At 36.2% G+C, this 19,586-nt stretch carries 18 protein-coding genes; all 18 read right to left on the bottom strand.

Annotation, left to right across the window (positions count from 1 at the left end; genetic code table 11):
* Positions 1-352: 352 nt before the first annotated feature.
* The 18 genes from GMB86_RS11855 to accB all read right to left on the bottom strand — a co-directional run bounded on the left by GMB86_RS11855 (position 353) and on the right by accB (position 19,438).
* Positions 353-1,669, bottom strand: coding sequence for a hypothetical protein (locus GMB86_RS11855; RefSeq protein ID WP_155220222.1), 1,317 nt, complete (start codon positions 1,667-1,669; stop codon positions 353-355).
* A gap of 382 nt (positions 1,670-2,051) precedes the next feature.
* The gene (locus GMB86_RS11850) at positions 2,052-2,954 is read right to left on the bottom strand and encodes a hypothetical protein (protein ID WP_155220220.1); all 903 of its coding nucleotides are present in this window, start codon (positions 2,952-2,954) and stop codon (positions 2,052-2,054) included.
* Between the two features lie 171 nt (positions 2,955-3,125).
* Complete coding sequence (locus GMB86_RS11845; RefSeq protein ID WP_155220218.1) at positions 3,126-3,398, bottom strand: hypothetical protein; 273 nt, start codon at positions 3,396-3,398, stop codon at positions 3,126-3,128.
* A gap of 25 nt (positions 3,399-3,423) precedes the next feature.
* On the bottom strand, positions 3,424-4,395 hold the full coding sequence (locus tag GMB86_RS11840) for a tyrosine-type recombinase/integrase (RefSeq protein WP_155220216.1): 972 nt from the start codon (positions 4,393-4,395) through the stop codon (positions 3,424-3,426).
* A 168-nt stretch (positions 4,396-4,563) separates the two neighbouring features.
* Entirely contained in the window at positions 4,564-5,358 is a 795-nt protein-coding gene (gene spo0A / locus GMB86_RS11835) for a sporulation transcription factor Spo0A (RefSeq protein WP_155220214.1), read from the bottom strand.
* 240 nt (positions 5,359-5,598) lie between these two features.
* Positions 5,599-6,843, bottom strand: coding sequence for a SpoIVB peptidase (gene spoIVB / locus GMB86_RS11830; RefSeq protein WP_155220212.1), 1,245 nt, complete (start codon positions 6,841-6,843; stop codon positions 5,599-5,601).
* Positions 6,844-6,956: 113 nt separating this feature from the next.
* A complete protein-coding gene (gene recN, locus GMB86_RS11825) occupies positions 6,957-8,660 on the bottom strand; it encodes a DNA repair protein RecN (protein WP_155220210.1) in 1,704 nt (567 codons plus the stop codon).
* 147 nt (positions 8,661-8,807) lie between these two features.
* A complete protein-coding gene (locus tag GMB86_RS11820; protein WP_155220208.1) occupies positions 8,808-9,623 on the bottom strand; it encodes a TlyA family RNA methyltransferase in 816 nt (271 codons plus the stop codon).
* A 13-nt stretch (positions 9,624-9,636) separates the two neighbouring features.
* The gene (gene dxs / locus GMB86_RS11815) at positions 9,637-11,544 is read right to left on the bottom strand and encodes a 1-deoxy-D-xylulose-5-phosphate synthase (RefSeq protein WP_329602906.1); all 1,908 of its coding nucleotides are present in this window, start codon (positions 11,542-11,544) and stop codon (positions 9,637-9,639) included.
* A gap of 15 nt (positions 11,545-11,559) precedes the next feature.
* Entirely contained in the window at positions 11,560-12,183 is a 624-nt protein-coding gene (locus GMB86_RS11810; protein ID WP_155220206.1) for a hypothetical protein, read from the bottom strand.
* 1,022 nt (positions 12,184-13,205) lie between these two features.
* A complete protein-coding gene (locus GMB86_RS11805; RefSeq protein ID WP_155220270.1) occupies positions 13,206-14,078 on the bottom strand; it encodes a polyprenyl synthetase family protein in 873 nt (290 codons plus the stop codon).
* Between the two features lie 11 nt (positions 14,079-14,089).
* The gene (gene xseB / locus GMB86_RS11800) at positions 14,090-14,359 is read right to left on the bottom strand and encodes an exodeoxyribonuclease VII small subunit (protein WP_155220204.1); all 270 of its coding nucleotides are present in this window, start codon (positions 14,357-14,359) and stop codon (positions 14,090-14,092) included.
* The gene (xseA, locus tag GMB86_RS11795; RefSeq protein WP_155220202.1) at positions 14,352-15,707 is read right to left on the bottom strand and encodes an exodeoxyribonuclease VII large subunit; all 1,356 of its coding nucleotides are present in this window, start codon (positions 15,705-15,707) and stop codon (positions 14,352-14,354) included. The genes xseB and xseA overlap by 8 nt, the downstream gene beginning before the upstream one ends.
* A 1-nt stretch (position 15,708) precedes the next feature.
* Entirely contained in the window at positions 15,709-16,563 is an 855-nt protein-coding gene (folD, locus tag GMB86_RS11790) for a bifunctional methylenetetrahydrofolate dehydrogenase/methenyltetrahydrofolate cyclohydrolase FolD (RefSeq protein WP_155220200.1), read from the bottom strand.
* A gap of 38 nt (positions 16,564-16,601) precedes the next feature.
* A complete protein-coding gene (gene nusB, locus GMB86_RS11785) occupies positions 16,602-17,006 on the bottom strand; it encodes a transcription antitermination factor NusB (protein ID WP_155220268.1) in 405 nt (134 codons plus the stop codon).
* A gap of 160 nt (positions 17,007-17,166) precedes the next feature.
* Positions 17,167-17,568, bottom strand: a complete 402-nt coding sequence (locus GMB86_RS11780) for an Asp23/Gls24 family envelope stress response protein (RefSeq protein WP_329602905.1) — start codon at positions 17,566-17,568, stop codon at positions 17,167-17,169.
* A gap of 17 nt (positions 17,569-17,585) precedes the next feature.
* Positions 17,586-18,938 carry an acetyl-CoA carboxylase biotin carboxylase subunit gene (gene accC, locus GMB86_RS11775; RefSeq protein WP_155220196.1) on the bottom strand — a complete coding sequence of 451 codons (1,353 nt, stop codon included), beginning with the start codon at positions 18,936-18,938 and terminating at the stop codon, positions 17,586-17,588.
* A gap of 11 nt (positions 18,939-18,949) precedes the next feature.
* Complete coding sequence (accB, locus tag GMB86_RS11770) at positions 18,950-19,438, bottom strand: acetyl-CoA carboxylase biotin carboxyl carrier protein (protein WP_329602904.1); 489 nt, start codon at positions 19,436-19,438, stop codon at positions 18,950-18,952.
* Between the last annotated feature and the right edge of the window lie 148 nt (positions 19,439-19,586).

Genomic DNA, 19,586 nt, shown 5'->3' with positions numbered 1-19,586 from the left:
ACTTTGCATAGTAGAATTGACCATGAGAAAATATAAACTTGGCCGAGTTATTAATCCCCATGTTTTAGCGCTTAAATAAAGTTGTACACCCTAAATTTAAACGCTAAAAAAGAGAATCAAACGCACTTGTCATACGTTTGAGACAAATTTTAGGAGTTTTTAAACATGAATAAAAAAAGAAAAGGAATTAAATAGCAAGTATCGACCGTTTAGAAAACGATCAGTAAATCGGTGAGAATTTATTGGAGAAAATGGAAGAAAAACAAAGAAGTGTAAAAGATATTTGTATCCTTTACACCTATATAGTATTTTTTTCGTACCCCTTTTTCTTACTTTTTTGTGACTTACTAAATTAAATGGTATTTTTCTTATTAAAATGTTGTGGTGCTAAATCTTTTTTGTTACTATAATCAATGGATTTTTGATTTTTTGAGTATGTGGCTACATACTTTTTAACACGTTTAACATCTTTGTCGAGAGTTTGGAGGTAGGTAAATAAAATGCCTTCAACCTTTTTGACAATAGTTTCTTTTGTTTCTTTTCTTATTTCAATTTCTTCATCGTTAAGTATTTTTATTAATTTTATGTATGTTTTACTATGCAATTTATTGTTTAAGTTATGTATGATTTCACTAAATTCCGAGTTATCACTAATCAGATCAATGATATTCAATCCTTTTTCTGGTTTGTTTTTTTGAAACCACTCGAATGAATTTTGTTCTTTGATTTTGCTAATCATCATCTTTAACCAAGATATAATCATGTTAAATTTCAAATCTAAATCATCCGAATATTCTATCATGTTGTTATACATCTTAAAGAAATCTCTTATCTCATGTGATAACGGTGTGTCTTTTGGACATTTAGTTGCTTTCCAAAGGTCATATAATTTATGTATTTTTGTTGCTATATCCTCATTCTCAATTTGTCTTACTCTTGATTCTGATATGCCTAATTCTCTTGCAATATGCGAGTAACCATATTGTTTTTGATTGTCAATTGAATATTTATCAACCAATTTACAATAAACCTTGTATTGCAACGGTGTAAGCAACTCTTTAATCTCTTTGTCGTCAATGACTTGCTCAATAAATTTTCCAAAACCGATGGAGTATTCTTCCTTAACCCATTCCTCGAATGACTTTTTAGAGTAACAACCATACGGCTCGATACCATCATACTCATATTGCTTGTAACTTAAAGCATCACTCATTAATGTGATTTCTTTTGTTAATTCGCCAGTTTCTTTATTTTTTTTGACTTTACCGTATATGTTTTCAATGTGTTTCAATATGTATTTTTCGATAAAAATGTTAAACCATTTAAGTAATTGACCGTTTGTTTTATCCTCTAATTCATTGTTATCTATTTGGATGGAGACAAATTCATACAATCCATTGATAAACAATTCGTTGATGTCTTGCCGATCTAGTTTAGTTTTAAAGTATTTTAAACAATAGTGATATTTACGATTGACCGCTGCCACCGTAAACTCAAAATCTCGTTGTAAATAACTATTACCTTGTACTTCATTTGTGTAATAATCCCTTTGCACAAATTTAACAGGTTTATCATGATACACATACAACAACGAAAATGCTTCATTTTCCCCATTCCCCATTTGTTGAATAATCTCTTTAAAATTTACACTGTTTTGTTTTTCTACCATGCATTTTCTTCTCCCTTTTTTTATTTTTTATCACCCTACCCCTTGACAACCATATATCAACTCCTTTATACTAGGGTAGTAATGTTAAGATGGGTCACTCCAATGATTTTTTTACCCACACTTAAATATAACATGTATTTAGAATAACGTCAACCCCTTTTTTGGGGTCTTTTCCTTCCATATTTCGGAACACTAAATTCCGTACACCCATATTTAGCCACATAGCGATTTTACATACTCATAGACCAATTACACCTAAAATTAAATATCGTTGTTATATGGCGATTGTGTGAGGTCAAAATACCCCTGTCTTTCCTTTGCCTTCACCCTTTCAATTTGCTCCAACCTTTTTGCCCATTCAACCCTTTCAACTTTGGACTTATTAAAACAACGGCTTAAATAGATCATCACATTTTGCTTGTATGTCCATTTGATCTAACTCACTAAAGTATAATTCATCAAATTTTGCTTTTAAAATCGACACAAAGTAAGCCACTGGTTTTTTAATTGGTCTGTTAATATTCCATCCATGCTTCACTTTTCCTATGAGTTGTTTAAATGAGTGTGTAGCAACGTCCCAAACTGTACCCATTTCATTCTCACGACAATTTTTATATGCAATTTGTTTAATTGCCTTGTAATACTCGTATATTTTTCCATCTAATGGGAAATATTGTGAATAGAGATCAACAAAATCACGATTGACATTGTCGCTAATAAATCCCTTAGTATACGTTTTTTTATTTTTTAAATCTTTAATATCTGGTTTGCTTGAGGTAGAATCTGGAAAACTATCATTTTCGTTGATATTACTAGGTTTGTCGCTAGTTTCTGCTTTTACATTTGAATTGATTTTAGTATCTAAAAAAAGTTGATTTTCCCAATATTTCTCGAAGTAAGGATGAACATGAAAGAATACGACCATACAACCACGCCCATTATGCTTAGTGCTTGAACGCCATAGACGGCTTACTACGCCATGTTTTTGTAGGAAGGATACATAACGTCTAACTGTTGCTGAATTAACGTTGTAGCGCTCTCCTGTGTGTTCTGGGCTACACCATACAAATCCACGTTCAATAGATAAAAAACACAAATACTCGAGTGCGGATTTAGTTTCTTGTTTCATTCGTTGCCATTTGTCGAATCCTATGGCATTAATGATGGAATTAAGCATATCCATTTTTAATGCGTTGCGTTTTTCATGCTCGTTGTCATCTACAATGGGATTGAATGATATTATTTTTTTAAATGTATCGTGTTCGATTATCGTATGTTTTCTCATCTTCATTATCTCCTATTTAAGAACGCTTGTTCGGTTAAATAGGCATGACTAAATAAGCATACACCCTTTTCATTTTTTTGAAATTGATGTATAATAAAATTACTGGTTAATTATGCTTATTTTGGGGCTAGAAGGTGCGCTTACACCTCTAGTCCTTTTTTCATGCCTTTATTAAGCCACCTTTTTACATTTGATACGTGCGTCTAATCCTGCAAACAGACACCATCCAAAAGAATCCTTAGTATTGATGGTTTGATTAACTGTGATAGCATGATAGCCATTATCGTGTCGTACTTGAATGTAAAAAGAGTCATTAAGCGTGACACTCTCACCACAATCTAAGTCGAGATATGCTTTATCATCAACCACAACAAGGCGTCCTATTGTCCAACCATCAATGATAGACAGTGTTTGTTTAAGTGATTCGGCTAAATTTTCGATCATATTGGTTTCTCCTTTTATCCCTTTTTTAAATATCTAAATTGTTTAATGGGCTATGTTGCTGATACTTTTTACCGATTTCTTTATCTGTAAAATCCAGATATGCATTTTTTGTTACTTCAATAGACGAATGTCCGAGCAAGCGTGAAAGCGTTGCAAAATCACCGCCATTTAAAAGGTAATATTTAGCAAAATTATTTCTTAGTTGGTGAGGAGCAACTTTTAACCCCACACTTTCCCCCGCTTTCCTTAAAGATGTTTCATAATTTCGAATATCCATCTTGTTTCCCCTAATAGATGGAAATAAATAATGTCCATCGGAATATCTTTCCATATATTGCATCCAACTTTTTAAATTACGCCCCATCTTAAAACTGAAATATACATAACGTTCCTTTTTGTTTTTTGTATATCGTAATAAAATAGCATTATTTTTTAGGTTAATGTCCGTCAGCATGATTGATAAACACTCTCCAACACGACATCCAGTATCAAGAATTAAACGAGTGATTATCCAATCTCGATAACCATGAAATGTAGATGTATCGAAGGCACGAAACAACATGTGTAACTCATTTTCAGTTAATAATGGCTTCATTTTCCTTTGTGGTTTAATATTAGGAATACCATCAACTGGATTTTTCTTAATTTCTCTTTCAGAAAACAAAAAATTAAAAAATACTTTAATATTGCGAACATAATTGGCTAGTGTTGTTTCGCTTACTTTTTTCTGATAATCTTGACGGTTATATGGTCGATTAGTTTTTACTGTATTAGGGTCGCTAAAAACCGTATACTTGCCACGTTCTCGAACAAAGTTGATATATTCCTTTATGTCATCTGTTTTGATCTTTTTGACGTCATTAACAGATTTTTCTTCTTTCATGTAACGCAAAAATAATCGAATGGTTTGATCGTAACTTCGCATTGTTTTGACAGATAAATTTTTACTTGTGCAATAAAGCATAAATTTATCTAAAAAAATCATTGAATTATCCATAAAACATAAAAAACCACCCTTCTTGGAATGAACCAAAGAAGGGTGGTCATACATACCACACTATATTTAAATTTATCGCATTAAAAACGGTATTTATCGCCTTATTCGTGTAAGAGTTAATTTATTCCAAACTCCCAAACCCATTGATACACTTAACTTCATAAGTCCTTATCCCGCTTTATTTTCTATCCTAAGCTTATCTGCCACCATGGCGATGAACTCGGAGTTTGTCGGTTTAGCTTTGGACATGGAGACAGTGTAACCAAATAAAGATGATATGGATTCGATATTGCCTCTACTCCAAGCGACTTCTATGGCATGACGGATTGCTCTTTCGACCCTGCTTGATGTTGTTTTGAATTTTTTGGCGATATCCGGATAAAGGACTTTTGTGATTGATCCTAGCAATTCAATATCATTGTATACCATTGAAATGGCTTCTCTTAAATACATGTAACCTTTAATATGTGCCGGTACACCAATTTCATGGATGATATTCGTAATACTTGCGTCTAAATTTTGCGTTCTATGTCTTGGTGAAGATGAGACAAGAGAATTTGATGATTGACCTATAGAATGCGAAACGTTTTTTCCTGCAACAAGGCGGATATTATTGACAAGGTTCTCCATATCAAAAGGTTTTAAAATGAAATAAGAGGCTCCTAAATCAACTGCTTTTTTTGTGACGTCCTCTTGACCAAACGCTGTTAGCATAATGACATTAGGTTTAGGTAAATCATTATTTAATCGAATTTGTTCAAGCACGCCAAGACCGTCTAAATGTGGCATAATTATATCTAAAACCAGAACATCTGGGTTTGCCTCGCGAATTTTTTGTAGACATTCTTGACCATTAAAGGCTGTGGCTACAACTTCCATGTCATCTTGTGCCCTTAGGTATTCTTGAATCATTTTTATAAGTTCTTGATTATCGTCAGTCAAACAAACTTTTATTTTCTTCAAATTTCGTTCCTCCTCATATCTTTTCTTCCCACTATATGTTTTCGACACGAAAAAATGTATCCCTTTTTTATCTTTTTTTAATTATGTATACTATTTTTGTGTATTCTCTGTTTCTCAACTTATTTCTTTTAAATTTTACAATATTCTACACCATAAACTTGTCGAATGTCGAAAAATATTTGGAGGAATTAAAGAATATATATAGAATGCTGAAGAAAAAAGACATCAAAAGCCTTGAGATCAACTCACGGCTTTTGATGTTTTATGATGATGCTGTGCTGTAAATTTTATTCCGGCTTCTCGTAACATCCATTCGATATGAACTCCGTATCCCGAAGTTGGATCATTTACAAATACATGTGTGACAGCACCAATAATCTTATTATTTTGAATAATCGGGCTACCACTCATTCCTTGAATAATTCCACCTGTTTTTGATAATAATCTGGGATCGGTAATCTTAATAACTAACCCTTTAATAGCAGGGAATTTTTGCGGAACAGAACTAACAATTTTTATATCAAATGCTTCAACCTTATTTCCTTTTAGGACAGTAAGAATTTTTGCCGGTCCTTCTTTAACTTCATTAGGCAGCGCAAGTGGCAAGCCTTGGTCCATAATATGATTAGTTAGTCGTTTGTTTAATGTCCCATAGACTCCAAATGGTGTATTTTTAGATATATTTCCAATGTTTCTGGGTTCATCCGAAAATGATGCGATTTTTTCACCTGGGTTCCCATTTTGCCCTTTATCAATGGCGTTAACAGTTGATTTAACAATTTGACCTTTATCAACGACAATCGGTTGTCTCGTATCCACATCGGAAATAATATGACCTAAAGCTCCATATTTACCAGATGTCGGCTCATAGAAGGTTAAGGTTCCAATACCGGAAGCTGAATCACGTATATACAAACCTAACCGATATCGATGATCCATTTTATCTTGAACAGGCTTTAATGTTTTAACTAAATGCTTATTTTGTCTAATAACACTTAAGTTTAATTTTTGCTCCCTGTTTAAATTTGAAATTGTATTCTGTACATCGATGATATTTTTCATTTTTTTCCCATTTATTTTTGTAATAATATCGCCTACACGAATATCGGCTTTCTCTCCTGGTGATTTTTCACCATTTTCACTATCGACAAGGTGATATCCAACGACTAAGACACCTAATGTATTTAATTTTACCCCTATAGATTCTCCACCAGGTATTAGACGTATTTGTGATATATCTTTCGATTTCTCGTTTTCCTGCGCATTAACAATTTCATTATTTTTCTGTGAGAAGTCACCAACCATTGGTAAAACATTCGATTGTTTATTAAACCTAACATGATTGGTCGTTGAAACAGCATCTATAGTCACTTGATTATCGTGTCTAATCAATTCTTGATCGTTAGAATAAAACCATCCTAGGCCAAATATGAAGCCAAGGAGAATAAAACCAGCGATTCGCATAATCCATGTCGACTTATTCATGATTTCTCTCCTCGCTCCTAACCCACACCTTAATTTTTTTCATTGTGACATTTATTAAGGTTGCCTGAGAAGAGAAGAATTATTACTAACAAAAGTTCCCGAAAAATGTTTAATTAAAGGTTCTTCATCTGGCTTGCGAGAGATAACAGTTCCTCTGCATGCTGTTTTGTCAAATCTGTCATCTCGACTCCAGAAATCATTCTGCCAATTTCACGGACTTTTTGTTCTTGATCTAATGAATGAACTTGCGTTTTCGTTCTTTTATTATGGGAAACATCCTTTGAAATATAAAGATGATGATCTGCCATCGCTGCGACTTGTGGTAAGTGGGTGATACAGAACACTTGGGATGCTTTTGAAAGTTGATAAATTTTTTCAGCCATGGCTTGGGCAACACGGCCACTTACTCCCGTATCCACTTCATCAAAAATGATAGAAGTGACTCCCATGACCTCTTTAAAATTAGATTTAATGGCAAGCATAACACGAGATAATTCGCCACCTGAAGCGACTTTAGCCAAAGGCTTCAGCGGTTCTCCAGGGTTGGTTGTAATGAGAAACGTGACTTTATCTATGCCGTCTTTTTGAAAATCAGAAAAATTTTCTAAACGTAACGGCTGCTCAATTAAGACCTCAAAAGTCGCATTTTCCATGTAAAGATCTTTTAATTCTCGATTAATGGCTTTATTTAGCTGATTAGCCGTTCGTTTACGGTATTTAGTTAATATGTTTCCTTTATCACTTAATTGCAGAAGATGGTCATTAAAATCCTTTGTTAACTCTTCCATTTTATGGTCATGGTTTGAAAGATCTTCCCATTCTTGTTTAATGCGGGTATAATAAGCTAATATTTCGTGAATATTTTGCCCATATTTTCGCTTTAATAAATGAATTTCATTCAGTCTAGCTTCAATTTGATTTAATCGTTCTGGTTGATATTCCATTTGATCAAAATAATCCCTGAGTGACGACGCATTTTCTTCCAAAAGATAATAACTATTGGATACAGCCTCATAAAATCGGTGAAGATCCTGATCAAGTGATTGAATGGTTTCAAGATGATTCATGGTCTGTCTTAACCAATCTAGTGCTTTTTGTTCTCCATTTAATGATTCGTAACTACTTTGAAGAGCTTGAAAAACCTTTTCATAATTCATCAATTTTCTTTTTTCTTCAATTAAGGCCTCCTCTTCACCAATTTGAAGTTTTGCATCATTAATCTCATTGATTTGATACGTTAATAAGTCTAATCGCTGAGCTAATTTTTGTTCATCCTGATTGAATTTCATCATTTCTTTATATAACTCTGAAACATGTCTATAAAGCAGTTGGTAATCAGATTTAACTTTAGCTAATTTGGATCCACCAAATTGATCTAACAAAGCCATATGACGGTCTTGATTTAATAATGATTGATGTTCGTGTTGTCCATGGATGTCGATTAATTTATGTCCGATGTCTTTTAAGTTCGAAAGAGTCACCAGTTTTCCATTCACACGGCAAATACTTTTACCTTGGTTAGATATTTGCCTATTTAGAATAAGCATATGATCATTCGGATCAATACCAAGTTGTTCTAATGTGGATAAAACAACATGGTCGGCATCGATTTCGAATAAAGCCTCAATTTCAGCTTTTTTAGTCCCATGGCGTACATATTCTGAAGAACCTCTTCCACCAGCTAATAAACCAATGGCATCAATAATAATCGATTTACCTGCTCCTGTCTCACCCGTAAAAACCGTTAAGCCCTCTTCAAAAGAAACGACCAATTTCTCAATGATTGCAAAGTTTTCTATATGTAATTCTAATAACATAATGCCCTCCAATGATAACGAACCTTTGTTCTTATTTTAGTATGAAAGGACAAAATCGTCAACGTTTTTATCATGATAGATCGAACATATGTTTTTTTACCATAAAAAAACTTCTCCCATAAAAAGGAAAAGTCGTTTAATCATTTGTTATTTTTTTAGTTCTTCATGGGCTTGAGTGACGACTTGGTTTATAACCTCTTCCATATTTTCCATTTTAACGACTTGTTTAGGATTCCAAATGAGATGAGATAAAAATTCAATATTGCCATCACCACCTGTGATAGGTGAGAAACTAACCTGCTCAACGCGATATCCTAGAGATTCACTAAAAGATAAAATGTCTTTTAAGACAGATTTATGAATTCTGGAATCTCTAACAATCCCTTTCTTTCCAATATCTTCTTTACCTGCTTCGAATTGTGGTTTTATCAAGGCGACAACATCACCATTTTCATTCAAGATTGTCGAAAGAGTCGGTAATATTTTCGTTAACGAGATAAATGATACATCAATGGTAGCAAACTCTGGTATACCCTTATCAAAATCATCTCGAGTGCAATAACGAAAGTTTGTCCTTTCCATGACAACAACTCGTTCATCTTGCCTTAGCTTCCAGGCTAGCTGATTATATCCAACGTCTAAAGCGTACACCTGTTTTGCACCATTTTGAAGGGCACAATCCGTAAATCCTCCTGTCGATGCCCCTATATCTAACATGATTTTATCTTTTACCGAAATAGGGAAGACTTTTAACGCTTTCTCCAATTTAAGTCCACCTCGACCGACATATGGAAGCACCTTTCCCTTAATATGAAGCTCCGTTTCGCTATCTATTTTACTTCCTGGTTTATCCATTCGTTGATTTTCTGAATAAACCATGCCTGCCATGACAGCACGTTGAGCTTTTTCTCTTGAGTCAAATAATCCTTTTTTCACTAATAAGACATCTACACGTTCTTTCATCGTTGCTCCTTTATTAAGCTCTCTGCCTGCGTGTCGGCGAGTGATGTTTTGATAAAAGATGTTTTGCACGTAAATAGATATGTTCTGGTGTCAATCCAATCTCATGCAAGAGTTCTTTGACACTACCATGTTCAATAAAACGATCTGGAATTCCCATTCGGTCAACTAAATGATCGTGATTTCCCTGATCATGTAAGTATTCAAGGACACTGCTACCAAAACCACCTTCTAAGGCACATTCTTCTACCGTTAATATAGGAATGTTCTGTTCAGATAAATCCTCTAACATATCCCGATCTAACGGTTTAATAGAACGAGCATTAATCACCTTAGCGTGGATACCTTCTAATTTCAATTGTCTTGCGGCATCTAATGCATCATGTAGTAGTGGACCGAAGGAAAGAATGGCAAGATCAGTTCCATCTTTAACGACTTCCCATGATCCTAAAGGAATCTCTTTTAATGTTTGATCCATTGGAACACCATAACCATTGCCACGTGGATAACGAATCGCTATCGGGCCATCATGATACTGCATCGCTGTGTATATTAAATTTTGACATTCATTTTCATCTTTTCCCATCATAATGACAATGTTTGGTAAGCTTCGAAGAAAGTTCACATCAAAAACACCTTGATGTGTTTCACCATCAGCACCGACTAAACCCGCTCGGTCTACAGCAAGTACAACATTTAGTTTTTGTCTGCAAATATCATGAACAATTTGATCATAGGCACGTTGCATGAATGTCGAATAAATTGAAAGTACGGGTTTCATTCCTTGTGTCGCAAGTCCGGCGGCAACAGTAGCTGCATGTTGCTCAGCAATTCCTACATCAAACAATCGATCCGGAAATTCTTTTGCAAAAGGAACGAGTTTGGATCCAACTACCATCGCCGGAGAAACAACGACAATACGATCATCTTTTCTCGCCAACTTTTGAAGTGTGTCGCAAACAACGCCACTGTATGAAGGCGGAGCCTCAACTGGTTTAATAAAATCTCCAGACTCAATTTTATATGGGCCGGTTCCGTGCCAAGTGCCAATGACGTCTGACTCAGCAGGTTTATAACCTTTCCCTTTTTGAGTGAGTACATGAATTAATACAGGGCCTTTTCGTTTTTTCGCATAAGACATATTTTCCATTAAAGCAGTCATATTATGGCCATCAACCGGGCCAAGATACGTAATACCCAATTCCTCAAAAAAGAGTCCAGATACGAGTAGATACTTTAATCGATCTTTCATTCGTTCGGCGATCGTTGCAATCCGATTGCCGAATGTCGGGATCTTCTTCATTAAATACTCGATATCTTCTTTCGCTTTCCGATACTTTCCAGCTGTTCGAATACGGCCAAGCATATTATGAAGAGCTCCTACATTAGGCGCTATCGACATTTCATTATCATTCAAGATGATGATCATATCTTTTTTCTCGTGACCGATATGATTTAATGCCTCGAGAGCCATCCCGCCCGTTAATGCACCGTCTCCAATAATAGGAATAATGAAATCATTCTCTTTTTTCAAATCTCTAGCTATGGCCATTCCCATTGCCGCAGATAATGACGTTGAACTATGACCTGTTTCCCAAACATCATGTTCGCTTTCATTTCTTTTTGGAAATCCACTTAGGCCTTTATATTGCCTTAACGTGTCAAACTGTGCTGTACGACCCGTTAAAATCTTATGTACATAAGATTGATGACCAACATCCCAAATCAATTTATCTTTTGGACTATTGAAAACTTTATGCAATGCAAGAGTGAGCTCAACCACACCTAAGTTGGGAGCTAAATGCCCACCTGTCACTGATAATTGTTCAATTAAAAATTGTCGTATTTCTTGAGCAAGCTGCTCTAATTCTGGTATCGTCATATCTTTTAGAAATATAGGATCTTTAATCGACGTTAAATCCACCCGAACTCACTCACCTTATTTGGCCTTTTCGGCTTTATTATTAAGACCATTTTTGTTTTTGCGTTTATGTTTCAAGATGGGAATATGTAGTTGCTCTTCAATTATATAACATAATATACCCACACGAAAAACAATCTTTGTTGCATGGCTAATCGCATAAGTTTTAGCTAAGGCTTTCCCAAAAACAGTAATGCCTGCAACAACACTTGTGAATAAAACTGAAATGACATTTTGTAAGCCACTCCCATCTTCATGTGAAACAAAATGGGAGACCATTTCAATGACAACAATAGCAGAAGCTGTCCCACTTACTATACCCGAAATATCGCCAATCACATCATTACAAAATGTTGACACACGGTCAGCATTTCTTGCGATATAAACAGCATGTTTAGCACCATGTACACGTTCAGATGCCATGGCATGTAAGGGGATTTCTTTTGCGGCTGTGGAAGCGACACCTACGATATCAAAAGCAATACCAATTAGGACAATTCCCAAAACAATAAGTGTACCAACGATAGCATTAACGCCGCTTAGTAGCGCGTTAGATACAATTGTAAAAATAGCCGCTAACACCAGGGTGATAACGGCAATACTTGATGAAAATTTCAACGACTTTTTTATATCAACTTTCATATTTATCCCCTAATTAGTGTTCATGTTCAAATAGGTGACTGACTATTATGAAGTAAGCAGATCAAGTTAAAAGAAGAGTTCAAAAACGATGTTACTTTTATACTTTTTATAACGTAAATGATGGCTCTTTCTAAATGATAACCACTTAAAATAAATAGACGACTTTTGAACAAGTCGAATTTAATAACATATGTAAATTGGATGGTCATTTAAAAAGTAAACGTTGCGGCTTAGGTCCAGTAGGTTTTCCCGTAAGGTTACTAGAGCGTCGCCGTTCTAGCCGTTCCCATTTAAAACCTTACTAACGTTGTCACCAATCGTTAAACTGGATCACCACTTAGTCCGCACTATAATCCTTTTTAAATGTGATTACAACAGTCTAGGAGTTTTCCTCAAACACGCTGATAGCCATATCCTATCCTCTTTTGCAGAGTCGATTTCATATAACATAGTAGTCAACTGTCGGCCAAACAAATGTTAAACTACTTAACTGTTATAATCCCCTCGGCCCCCACTCAAGGCAGGCTACGCTGCTATGGACCCACTCAGTCAATTGAGGTGAGGGTCATTAGCAGGTTTTCCCACATATAAACTATATGCGTCTCCACGAACGCAGGGTCATCGCCCACATGCCGTTGCGGATCGCCCTACGTTCTTTACTCCCAGAAACGACCCAAGGCTGGGCGCCCTAAGCCGAAACCAGGAACTTCATCGATGTGCCCTTTGGCGGATTTTTAGCCCCGCCCTCAGATATAGTCGCATGACTAGAATACTGCACCACCCATTTTTACAACTATGATTATAACATATCCTAACCATTGACTCAATGAACATGGCTATATAGGCATGATTTAGAAATATGTGAAACTTCAATAATGTTTGTCCTTAGCTCTTTGAGGCAGTATTTTCTTACACCTAACGTTAAGAAAAAAGTTGAACAACATTATAGTACGGATGACCAGCCGTATCACATGATTGGTTTACTGATAATCAGGGGGAAAGATCTCCCTTTTTTAGTTTCACTAGTTTGTTCTATCTAAAATATAATGAGTCAGTTGTTTCAGACGAGAAGATTTGAGATTTAATGATTCAAGAATAGTCAGTGCTTGATCAATGTGATCATTTAACGTATCTTTAGCACCTTGTAAGCTTAGAAGTTTTGGATACGTACTCTTATTATTTGCTTCATCACTTCCAACAGGCTTTCCAATTTCATCTTCAGTACCTTCAATGTCAAGAATGTCATCACGAATTTGAAAGGCAAGGCCAAGGTGTTCAGCAAATCGCTTGAGTTCATTCAATTCTTTTGTACTTGCCCCACCAATTAAAGCTCCTGCTTCAATTGCAAATGTCAATAAACGTCCGGTTTTTAAATGGTGTATGGCTTTCAGTTGATCTATAGAAAGTTCCTTACCTTCCGCGTTTAGATCCTCTTGTTGTCCACCAACCATTCCTTCAGGACCCGCTGCTCTAGCTAGTTTACTCGTAAGGTTAAGCTTCAATGTTTCAGAAAGTTGCTCTGAATTCATGATTAAGCATTCAAAAGCATAAGTTAATAACGCATCTCCTGCTAAGATAGCTGTGGCTTCTCCAAAAACTTTATGGTTGGTTGGTCTTCCTCGTCTTAAATCATCATTATCCATAGCTGGCAAATCATCATGAATTAAAGAATAAGTATGGATCATCTCAAGTGCTATGGCTGTACCCATGCCTAAACTCTCTTGCTCCCCTATCGCTTCAATTGTTGAAAGGAGAAGAATCGGACGAAGCCTTTTCCCGCCAGCTGAAAGTGAGTAGTTCATCGCCTCTTTTAATTTCTGAGGCGCATGAAGTTTCTCAATAGCTTTTGTTAATTGAGTATCTAAGACCTTTTTCTTCTCACCTAAAAAAGCCATTAAATTGTCTGTCACAACCCGTCGTCCTCCTGGATTGAGAATGTCTTAACTTCTCCATTCTGTTCAATTAGTTGATCCATTTTTTGTTCAACTTTTTTTAAACGTTCCTGACATTGTTTAGACAATTCAACCCCTTCTTGAAAAAGATCAATGGCTTTTTCTAAAGGGACATCGTTTTCTTCTAAACGTGTAACAATGGTTTCTAATTTCGCCATTCCTTCCTCAAAACTTAGAATAGTCGATTCTTGAGGTGCTGTTTTTTCTTCATTAACCTCACTCATCTATTTTTCCCTCCTCAATCCCCCAAATTTGACAATCTATCGAGCCATCAGTCAATTTTACCTTCAATGGATCTCCGGGTTGAACATCTTTTACAGATTTGATTAGATTCCCTTGCTCCGTGTAGGATAGCGAATAACCTCTAGCCATAATCTGCAAAGGGCTAAGTGCATGGAGTTGTCCTACAACATGTTTATACGCCGATGTTTTTTCTTGATAACGGAGTTGAATAGATCGTTGCAAACGGGCTTGCAGAGCACTCGCCGTTTTTTTAGATTGATCAACAACACTTTTCGGATCATGTTTTAACAATAGTGCATGAACATGTTGACTCTGGTCGACGCTTGATTGGTATTTACGCTCTATCGCTTTTGTTAACTGTGATATAGCCATATCCAATTCCTGCTCCTTTTGACGTAAGAGCTGTGAAGGATATTTAAATGCATAGGCCCTCTTTAAACGGTCTAAACGTTCTTCTGCACGATTAACCTTTTGTTTCACTAAATAGTATAATCGATTGGATTGATCCATTATACGTGCCTTTAATTCTTTATGATTAGGTACAGCAAGTTCTGCAGCAGCTGTGGGGGTAGCCGCTCTCAGATCTGCAACAAAGTCACTAATGGTAAAATCCGTCTCATGGCCAACAGCCGATATGATTGGCAATTTAGATTCATATATGGCTTGTGCGACAATTTCTTCATTAAATGGCCAAAGATCCTCGATTGAGCCTCCGCCCCGACCTACAATGAGGACATCAAGATAAGTCTCTTTATTGGCTTGTTTTATAGCTTGAACAATTGACTTTGAAGCTGAGTCACCTTGTACCAGAACTGGAAATAGTGTAATTCTAACAGCAGGAAAGCGTCTCTTTAAAGTTGTATAAATATCACGGACCGCAGCGCCTGTAGGCGAAGTAATAACACCAACCTCATAAGGAACTTGTGGCAGTGCCTTCTTTTGAAGGGGTGAAAAAAAGCCTTGAGCTTCAAGTTTTTTCTTCAGTGCTTCAAAAGCAAGATGAAGTCTTCCAACTCCATCTTGCTGCATATCCTTAATATATAACTGGTATTGTCCATAAGGCTCGTATACAGCAATCTCACCTCTGACAAGAACTTTCATGCCATCTTCAGGTTCAAAAAGCAAATTTTTGTTATACCCAGCAAACATGACTGACTGAATCCTTGCCCCATTATCCTTTAACGTCAAATACATATGACCTCTAGAATGGACTTTAAAGTTAGAAATTTCTCCGCGGAGCCAAACGTCTTGCAAATGCCGATCTGATTCTAACTTTCTTTTTAAATAGCGCGTCAGGGCCGTTATGCTGATGTACCGATCTTCGGACATTCTATTTGCCGCCAATTTCCATTAGGGCTGATTTGATTGTATTTTCAAGTAACATGGTTCTTGTCATAGGTCCCACGCCACCCGGTACGGGAGTTATGTATCCTGCAATCTCTTTGACACTATCAAAAGATACATCGCCTACAAGTTTTCCTTTGTCATTTCGGTTCATGCCAACGTCAATAACTACTGCGCCTTTTTTCACATCATCAGCGCCAATAAGATTCTCTCTTCCGACTGCAACAACAAGGATGTCAGCCTGCTTTGTATGTTCTGATAAAGAAGGTGTTTTTGAATGGCAATAGGTTACCGTAGCATCTAAATTTAAGAACAGTTGACCAGCTGGTTTTCCGACGATATTACTTCTTCCAACAATGACAACGTGTTTTCCAGCAATCTCAATGTTTTCGGATTTCAACATTTCGATAATACCAAATGGTGTACATGGCAAGAATGTGTCTTGTCCAGTTAGCATTTTCCCTAAATTTAAAGGATGAAACCCATCAACATCTTTCTCAGGTGCAATCGTTTCAATGACCTTTCTTTCAGATATTTGTTTTGGTAATGGAAGTTGAACAAGAATCCCATGGATCGATTCATTTTGATTTAATTTCTCAATTTCTGAAAGAAGCTCGTCTTCAGAAATCGTATCAGGATATCTTAACAATTCTGAATGAATCCCCACTTCTTCACAGTCACGAATTTTTCCTTTGACATAGGAAATGGAAGCTGGATGATTTCCAATTAATAAAACGGCGAGTCCAGGGTTAACCCCTTTGCCTTTAAGTTCGTCAACCTTTAATTTCATTTCTTTTCTCTTTGAAGCCGCAATGGCTTTTCCATCAATGAGCTTTACCATTTAAAAATTCTCCCTTCAATCACTATGTTATTGGTCTATTAATTTTTCTTTAGATCAACCGCTATCTGAGACAAAATACCATTGACAAATTTTCTTGTTTTCTCATCTCCAAAAAGTTTGGCCAACTCAACAGCCTCATTCAAACTTACAGAAGTTGGAATGTCGTCTAAATAAAGCAACTCACATGTCCCTAACCGTAAGATTGTTTTATCAATATTGGCTATTCGATCGAATTGCCAGTTGATTAAATGTTTTTTTATCTGTTCATCGATGTCTGGCATGTGATGAATGGTTTGATGAACGAGTAGTTCAAATAGAGGATTCAATTGACTCCCTTTATCCATTTCTTGGACATTGTGGATAGCTTCCTCAGCGTCGGTCTGGCCGACTGTAATTTGGAATAAAGCTTGGACCGCTTTCTCCCTAGCTTGCCTGCGATTCATTAGATAACTCCCTTCTTGATCCTGCCATACACCTAAAATAATAGCATACATAACAGAATCTCCAAATAAAAATCAAAGGGGTTTCCCTTTGATTTTTAGGCGATTCAAAAAAGAAGTGAAAGACTTTCTTTCTTAAACACGCTCTTTTTATTCATTATTCCTAATCATTGTCTTTCTTATTAGTCTCTCCGAATTCAATGCCAACAACATGAACATGAATAGCTAATACATCTAATCCAGTCATAACGGTTAATGTATCTAAGATATTCTTTTGAACTTTTTCAGCAACTTCAGGAATCGATACACCATAATTCATATGCAGTTGAACATCTATTAAAATACCTTCATCCGTTAATTCAACTTTGACGCCTTTACCGTAATTGCGTCTTGAAATTTTTTCAACGACCCCATTGGCAAATCCACCATGCATGGATGCAACACCTATCACTTCAGTCGCAGCTAGACTTGCAATAACCTCGATGACTTCAGGTGAGATTTCGACATTACCTAAATCTTGCCCAAGTTCATTTGTTTCAAATGTTTGTTTATGATTGTCTTCCACTTCAGTCACCTCCATAATTAATTCTTTTCTGTTAATGGATATTTTTCAAGGAATTTCGTATTAACATCTCCACGAACGAAAACAGGGTGATTTAACAGTCGTAAATGAAACGGAATCGTTGTGAATATCCCCTCAATAACGTATTCATTTAGGGCTCGTTTCATTGTATTAATCGCTTCCTGACGAGTATTACCATACGTAATGATTTTAGCAACCATTGAATCATAGTACGGTGGGATGACATAACCTTGGTAAACGGCAGAATCAATACGGACACCTGGTCCACCTGGTGGTAGATAGGTTTCAACACGTCCAGATGATGGCATAAAGTTTTTATCAGGATTTTCGGCATTAATTCGGCATTCGATGGCATGACCTGTCATTTTGATGTCTTCTTGCTTATAGGATAATGGTTTACCAGAAGCAACTAAAAGCTGTTCTTTGATTAAATCGACACCCGTTACATACTCCGTTACTGGGTGTTCAACTTGAATACGTGTATTCATTTCCATGAAATAAAAATTCCCGTCTGCTGCATAAATAAACTCAATTGTTCCGGCACCGGAATATTGTACAGCTGCAGCCGCTTTAACCGCCGCATTTCCCATTTCCTGACGTTTGTCTTCATCGAGAGCTGGTGACGGACTTTCCTCAACAAGTTTTTGAAGCCTTCGTTGTATAGAACAATCCCTTTCACCTAAATGAATCACGTGACCAAAATTATCAGCAAGGACTTGTATTTCTACATGTCTAAAATCTTCAATATATTTTTCGATATAGACACCAGGGTTTCCGAACGCTTTTTCAGCTTCGGTTTGTGTAATTGCGATCCCTTTTTTCAATTCCTCTTCATCTCTAGCAATACGAATTCCTTTACCTCCACCACCGGCCGTTGCTTTAATTATAACAGGATAACCAATGGTATCCGCAACGCTAATTGCTTCTTCAATTGTTTGTATAATACCTTCAGAACCTGGAACAACAGGGACTCCCGCTTCTTTCATTGTACTTCTTGCAACATCTTTAATCCCCATTTTGTTAATTGCCTCAGGTGAAGGACCAACAAATATAATGTTACATTCTCGACATATTTCAGCGAAGTCGGCATTCTCGGCTAAGAATCCATACCCTGGATGGATAGCATCTACACCTGTTGAAGTCGCAACACTCATGATATTAGTGAAATTTAGATAGCTGTCTTTTGCTGGATAAGGTCCAATACAATAGGCTTCATCCGCCAGTTGAACGTGCAGGGCATCTTTGTCTGCTTGTGAATAGACGGCGACTGTTTCTATATTAAGTTCTTTTGCAGCACGAATAATTCGGACGGCAATTTCTCCTCGGTTAGCGATCAATAATTTTTTTATCATGATATCAACCTCTAATCTTCTTTAACCACAAAGAGTGGTTGACCAAATTCAACAAGTTGTCCGTTTTCTACGAGAACGTCAACGATTTCGCCTTTTACATCTGCCTCAATTTCATTAAATAGTTTCATGGCTTCTACGATACAAACCACCGTGTCTTTGTTGACTTTTGATCCTTTTTGCACAAATGCTTCTGAATCTGGATTAGATGAGGCATAGAAGGTTCCAACCATAGGTGATTCGATTGTATGTAACTTAGCTTGATCTACAGTGTCTTCGACTTGTGAAGTAGAAGCCGTATTCTCGATCTCTTGAGTAGACGGTTCGGTATGTACTGGATTTAAAGCAGGTACCGATTGAGAAGGTACTTGAACAACTTGAGTGGCACCTTCAATTTGTTTTCTAAGGGAGATTTTTGTGCCTTCTTCTTCATATTCAAATTCATTAATTGAAGAATCATCAATCACCTTTATTAATTCGCGAATATCCTCTATTTTTAACACTATTAGCACTCCTTTTTATCTTGTCCATCTTTTATACCATTATATCATAGGATATAGGATGATTGCTTTTAAGATCATATCACAAGCCCTATCTTAGGTACAGTCCACTAATGTATATGTATCATGTTTTTTCTACTTTGAATATCTA

Origin of the sequence: Terrilactibacillus tamarindi (assembly GCF_009718825.1) — a bacterium.
GTDB classification, from domain to species: domain Bacteria; phylum Bacillota; class Bacilli; order Bacillales; family Sporolactobacillaceae; genus Terrilactibacillus; species Terrilactibacillus tamarindi.
This window is presented reverse-complemented; position numbering and strand designations above follow the sequence as displayed.

Bases quoted from the DNA above. Each gene is read 5' to 3' on its own strand.
- GMB86_RS11855 (WP_155220222.1), bottom strand. From the start codon at position 1,669: ATGGTAGAAAAACAAAACAGTGTAAATTTTAAAGAGATTATTCAACAA.
- GMB86_RS11850 (WP_155220220.1), bottom strand. From the start codon at position 2,954: ATGAGAAAACATACGATAATCGAACACGATACATTTAAAAAAATAATA.
- GMB86_RS11845 (WP_155220218.1), bottom strand. From the start codon at position 3,398: ATGATCGAAAATTTAGCCGAATCACTTAAACAAACACTGTCTATCATT.
- GMB86_RS11840 (WP_155220216.1), bottom strand. From the start codon at position 4,395: ATGGATAATTCAATGATTTTTTTAGATAAATTTATGCTTTATTGCACA.
- spoIVB (WP_155220212.1), bottom strand. From the start codon at position 6,843: ATGAATAAGTCGACATGGATTATGCGAATCGCTGGTTTTATTCTCCTT.
- recN (WP_155220210.1), bottom strand. From the start codon at position 8,660: ATGTTATTAGAATTACATATAGAAAACTTTGCAATCATTGAGAAATTG.
- GMB86_RS11820 (WP_155220208.1), bottom strand. From the start codon at position 9,623: ATGAAAGAACGTGTAGATGTCTTATTAGTGAAAAAAGGATTATTTGAC.
- GMB86_RS11810 (WP_155220206.1), bottom strand. From the start codon at position 12,183: ATGAAAGTTGATATAAAAAAGTCGTTGAAATTTTCATCAAGTATTGCC.
- GMB86_RS11805 (WP_155220270.1), bottom strand. From the start codon at position 14,078: ATGGCTTTTTTAGGTGAGAAGAAAAAGGTCTTAGATACTCAATTAACA.
- xseB (WP_155220204.1), bottom strand. From the start codon at position 14,359: ATGAGTGAGGTTAATGAAGAAAAAACAGCACCTCAAGAATCGACTATT.
- xseA (WP_155220202.1), bottom strand. From the start codon at position 15,707: ATGTCCGAAGATCGGTACATCAGCATAACGGCCCTGACGCGCTATTTA.
- folD (WP_155220200.1), bottom strand. From the start codon at position 16,563: ATGGTAAAGCTCATTGATGGAAAAGCCATTGCGGCTTCAAAGAGAAAA.
- nusB (WP_155220268.1), bottom strand. From the start codon at position 17,006: ATGAATCGCAGGCAAGCTAGGGAGAAAGCGGTCCAAGCTTTATTCCAA.
- accC (WP_155220196.1), bottom strand. From the start codon at position 18,938: ATGATAAAAAAATTATTGATCGCTAACCGAGGAGAAATTGCCGTCCGA.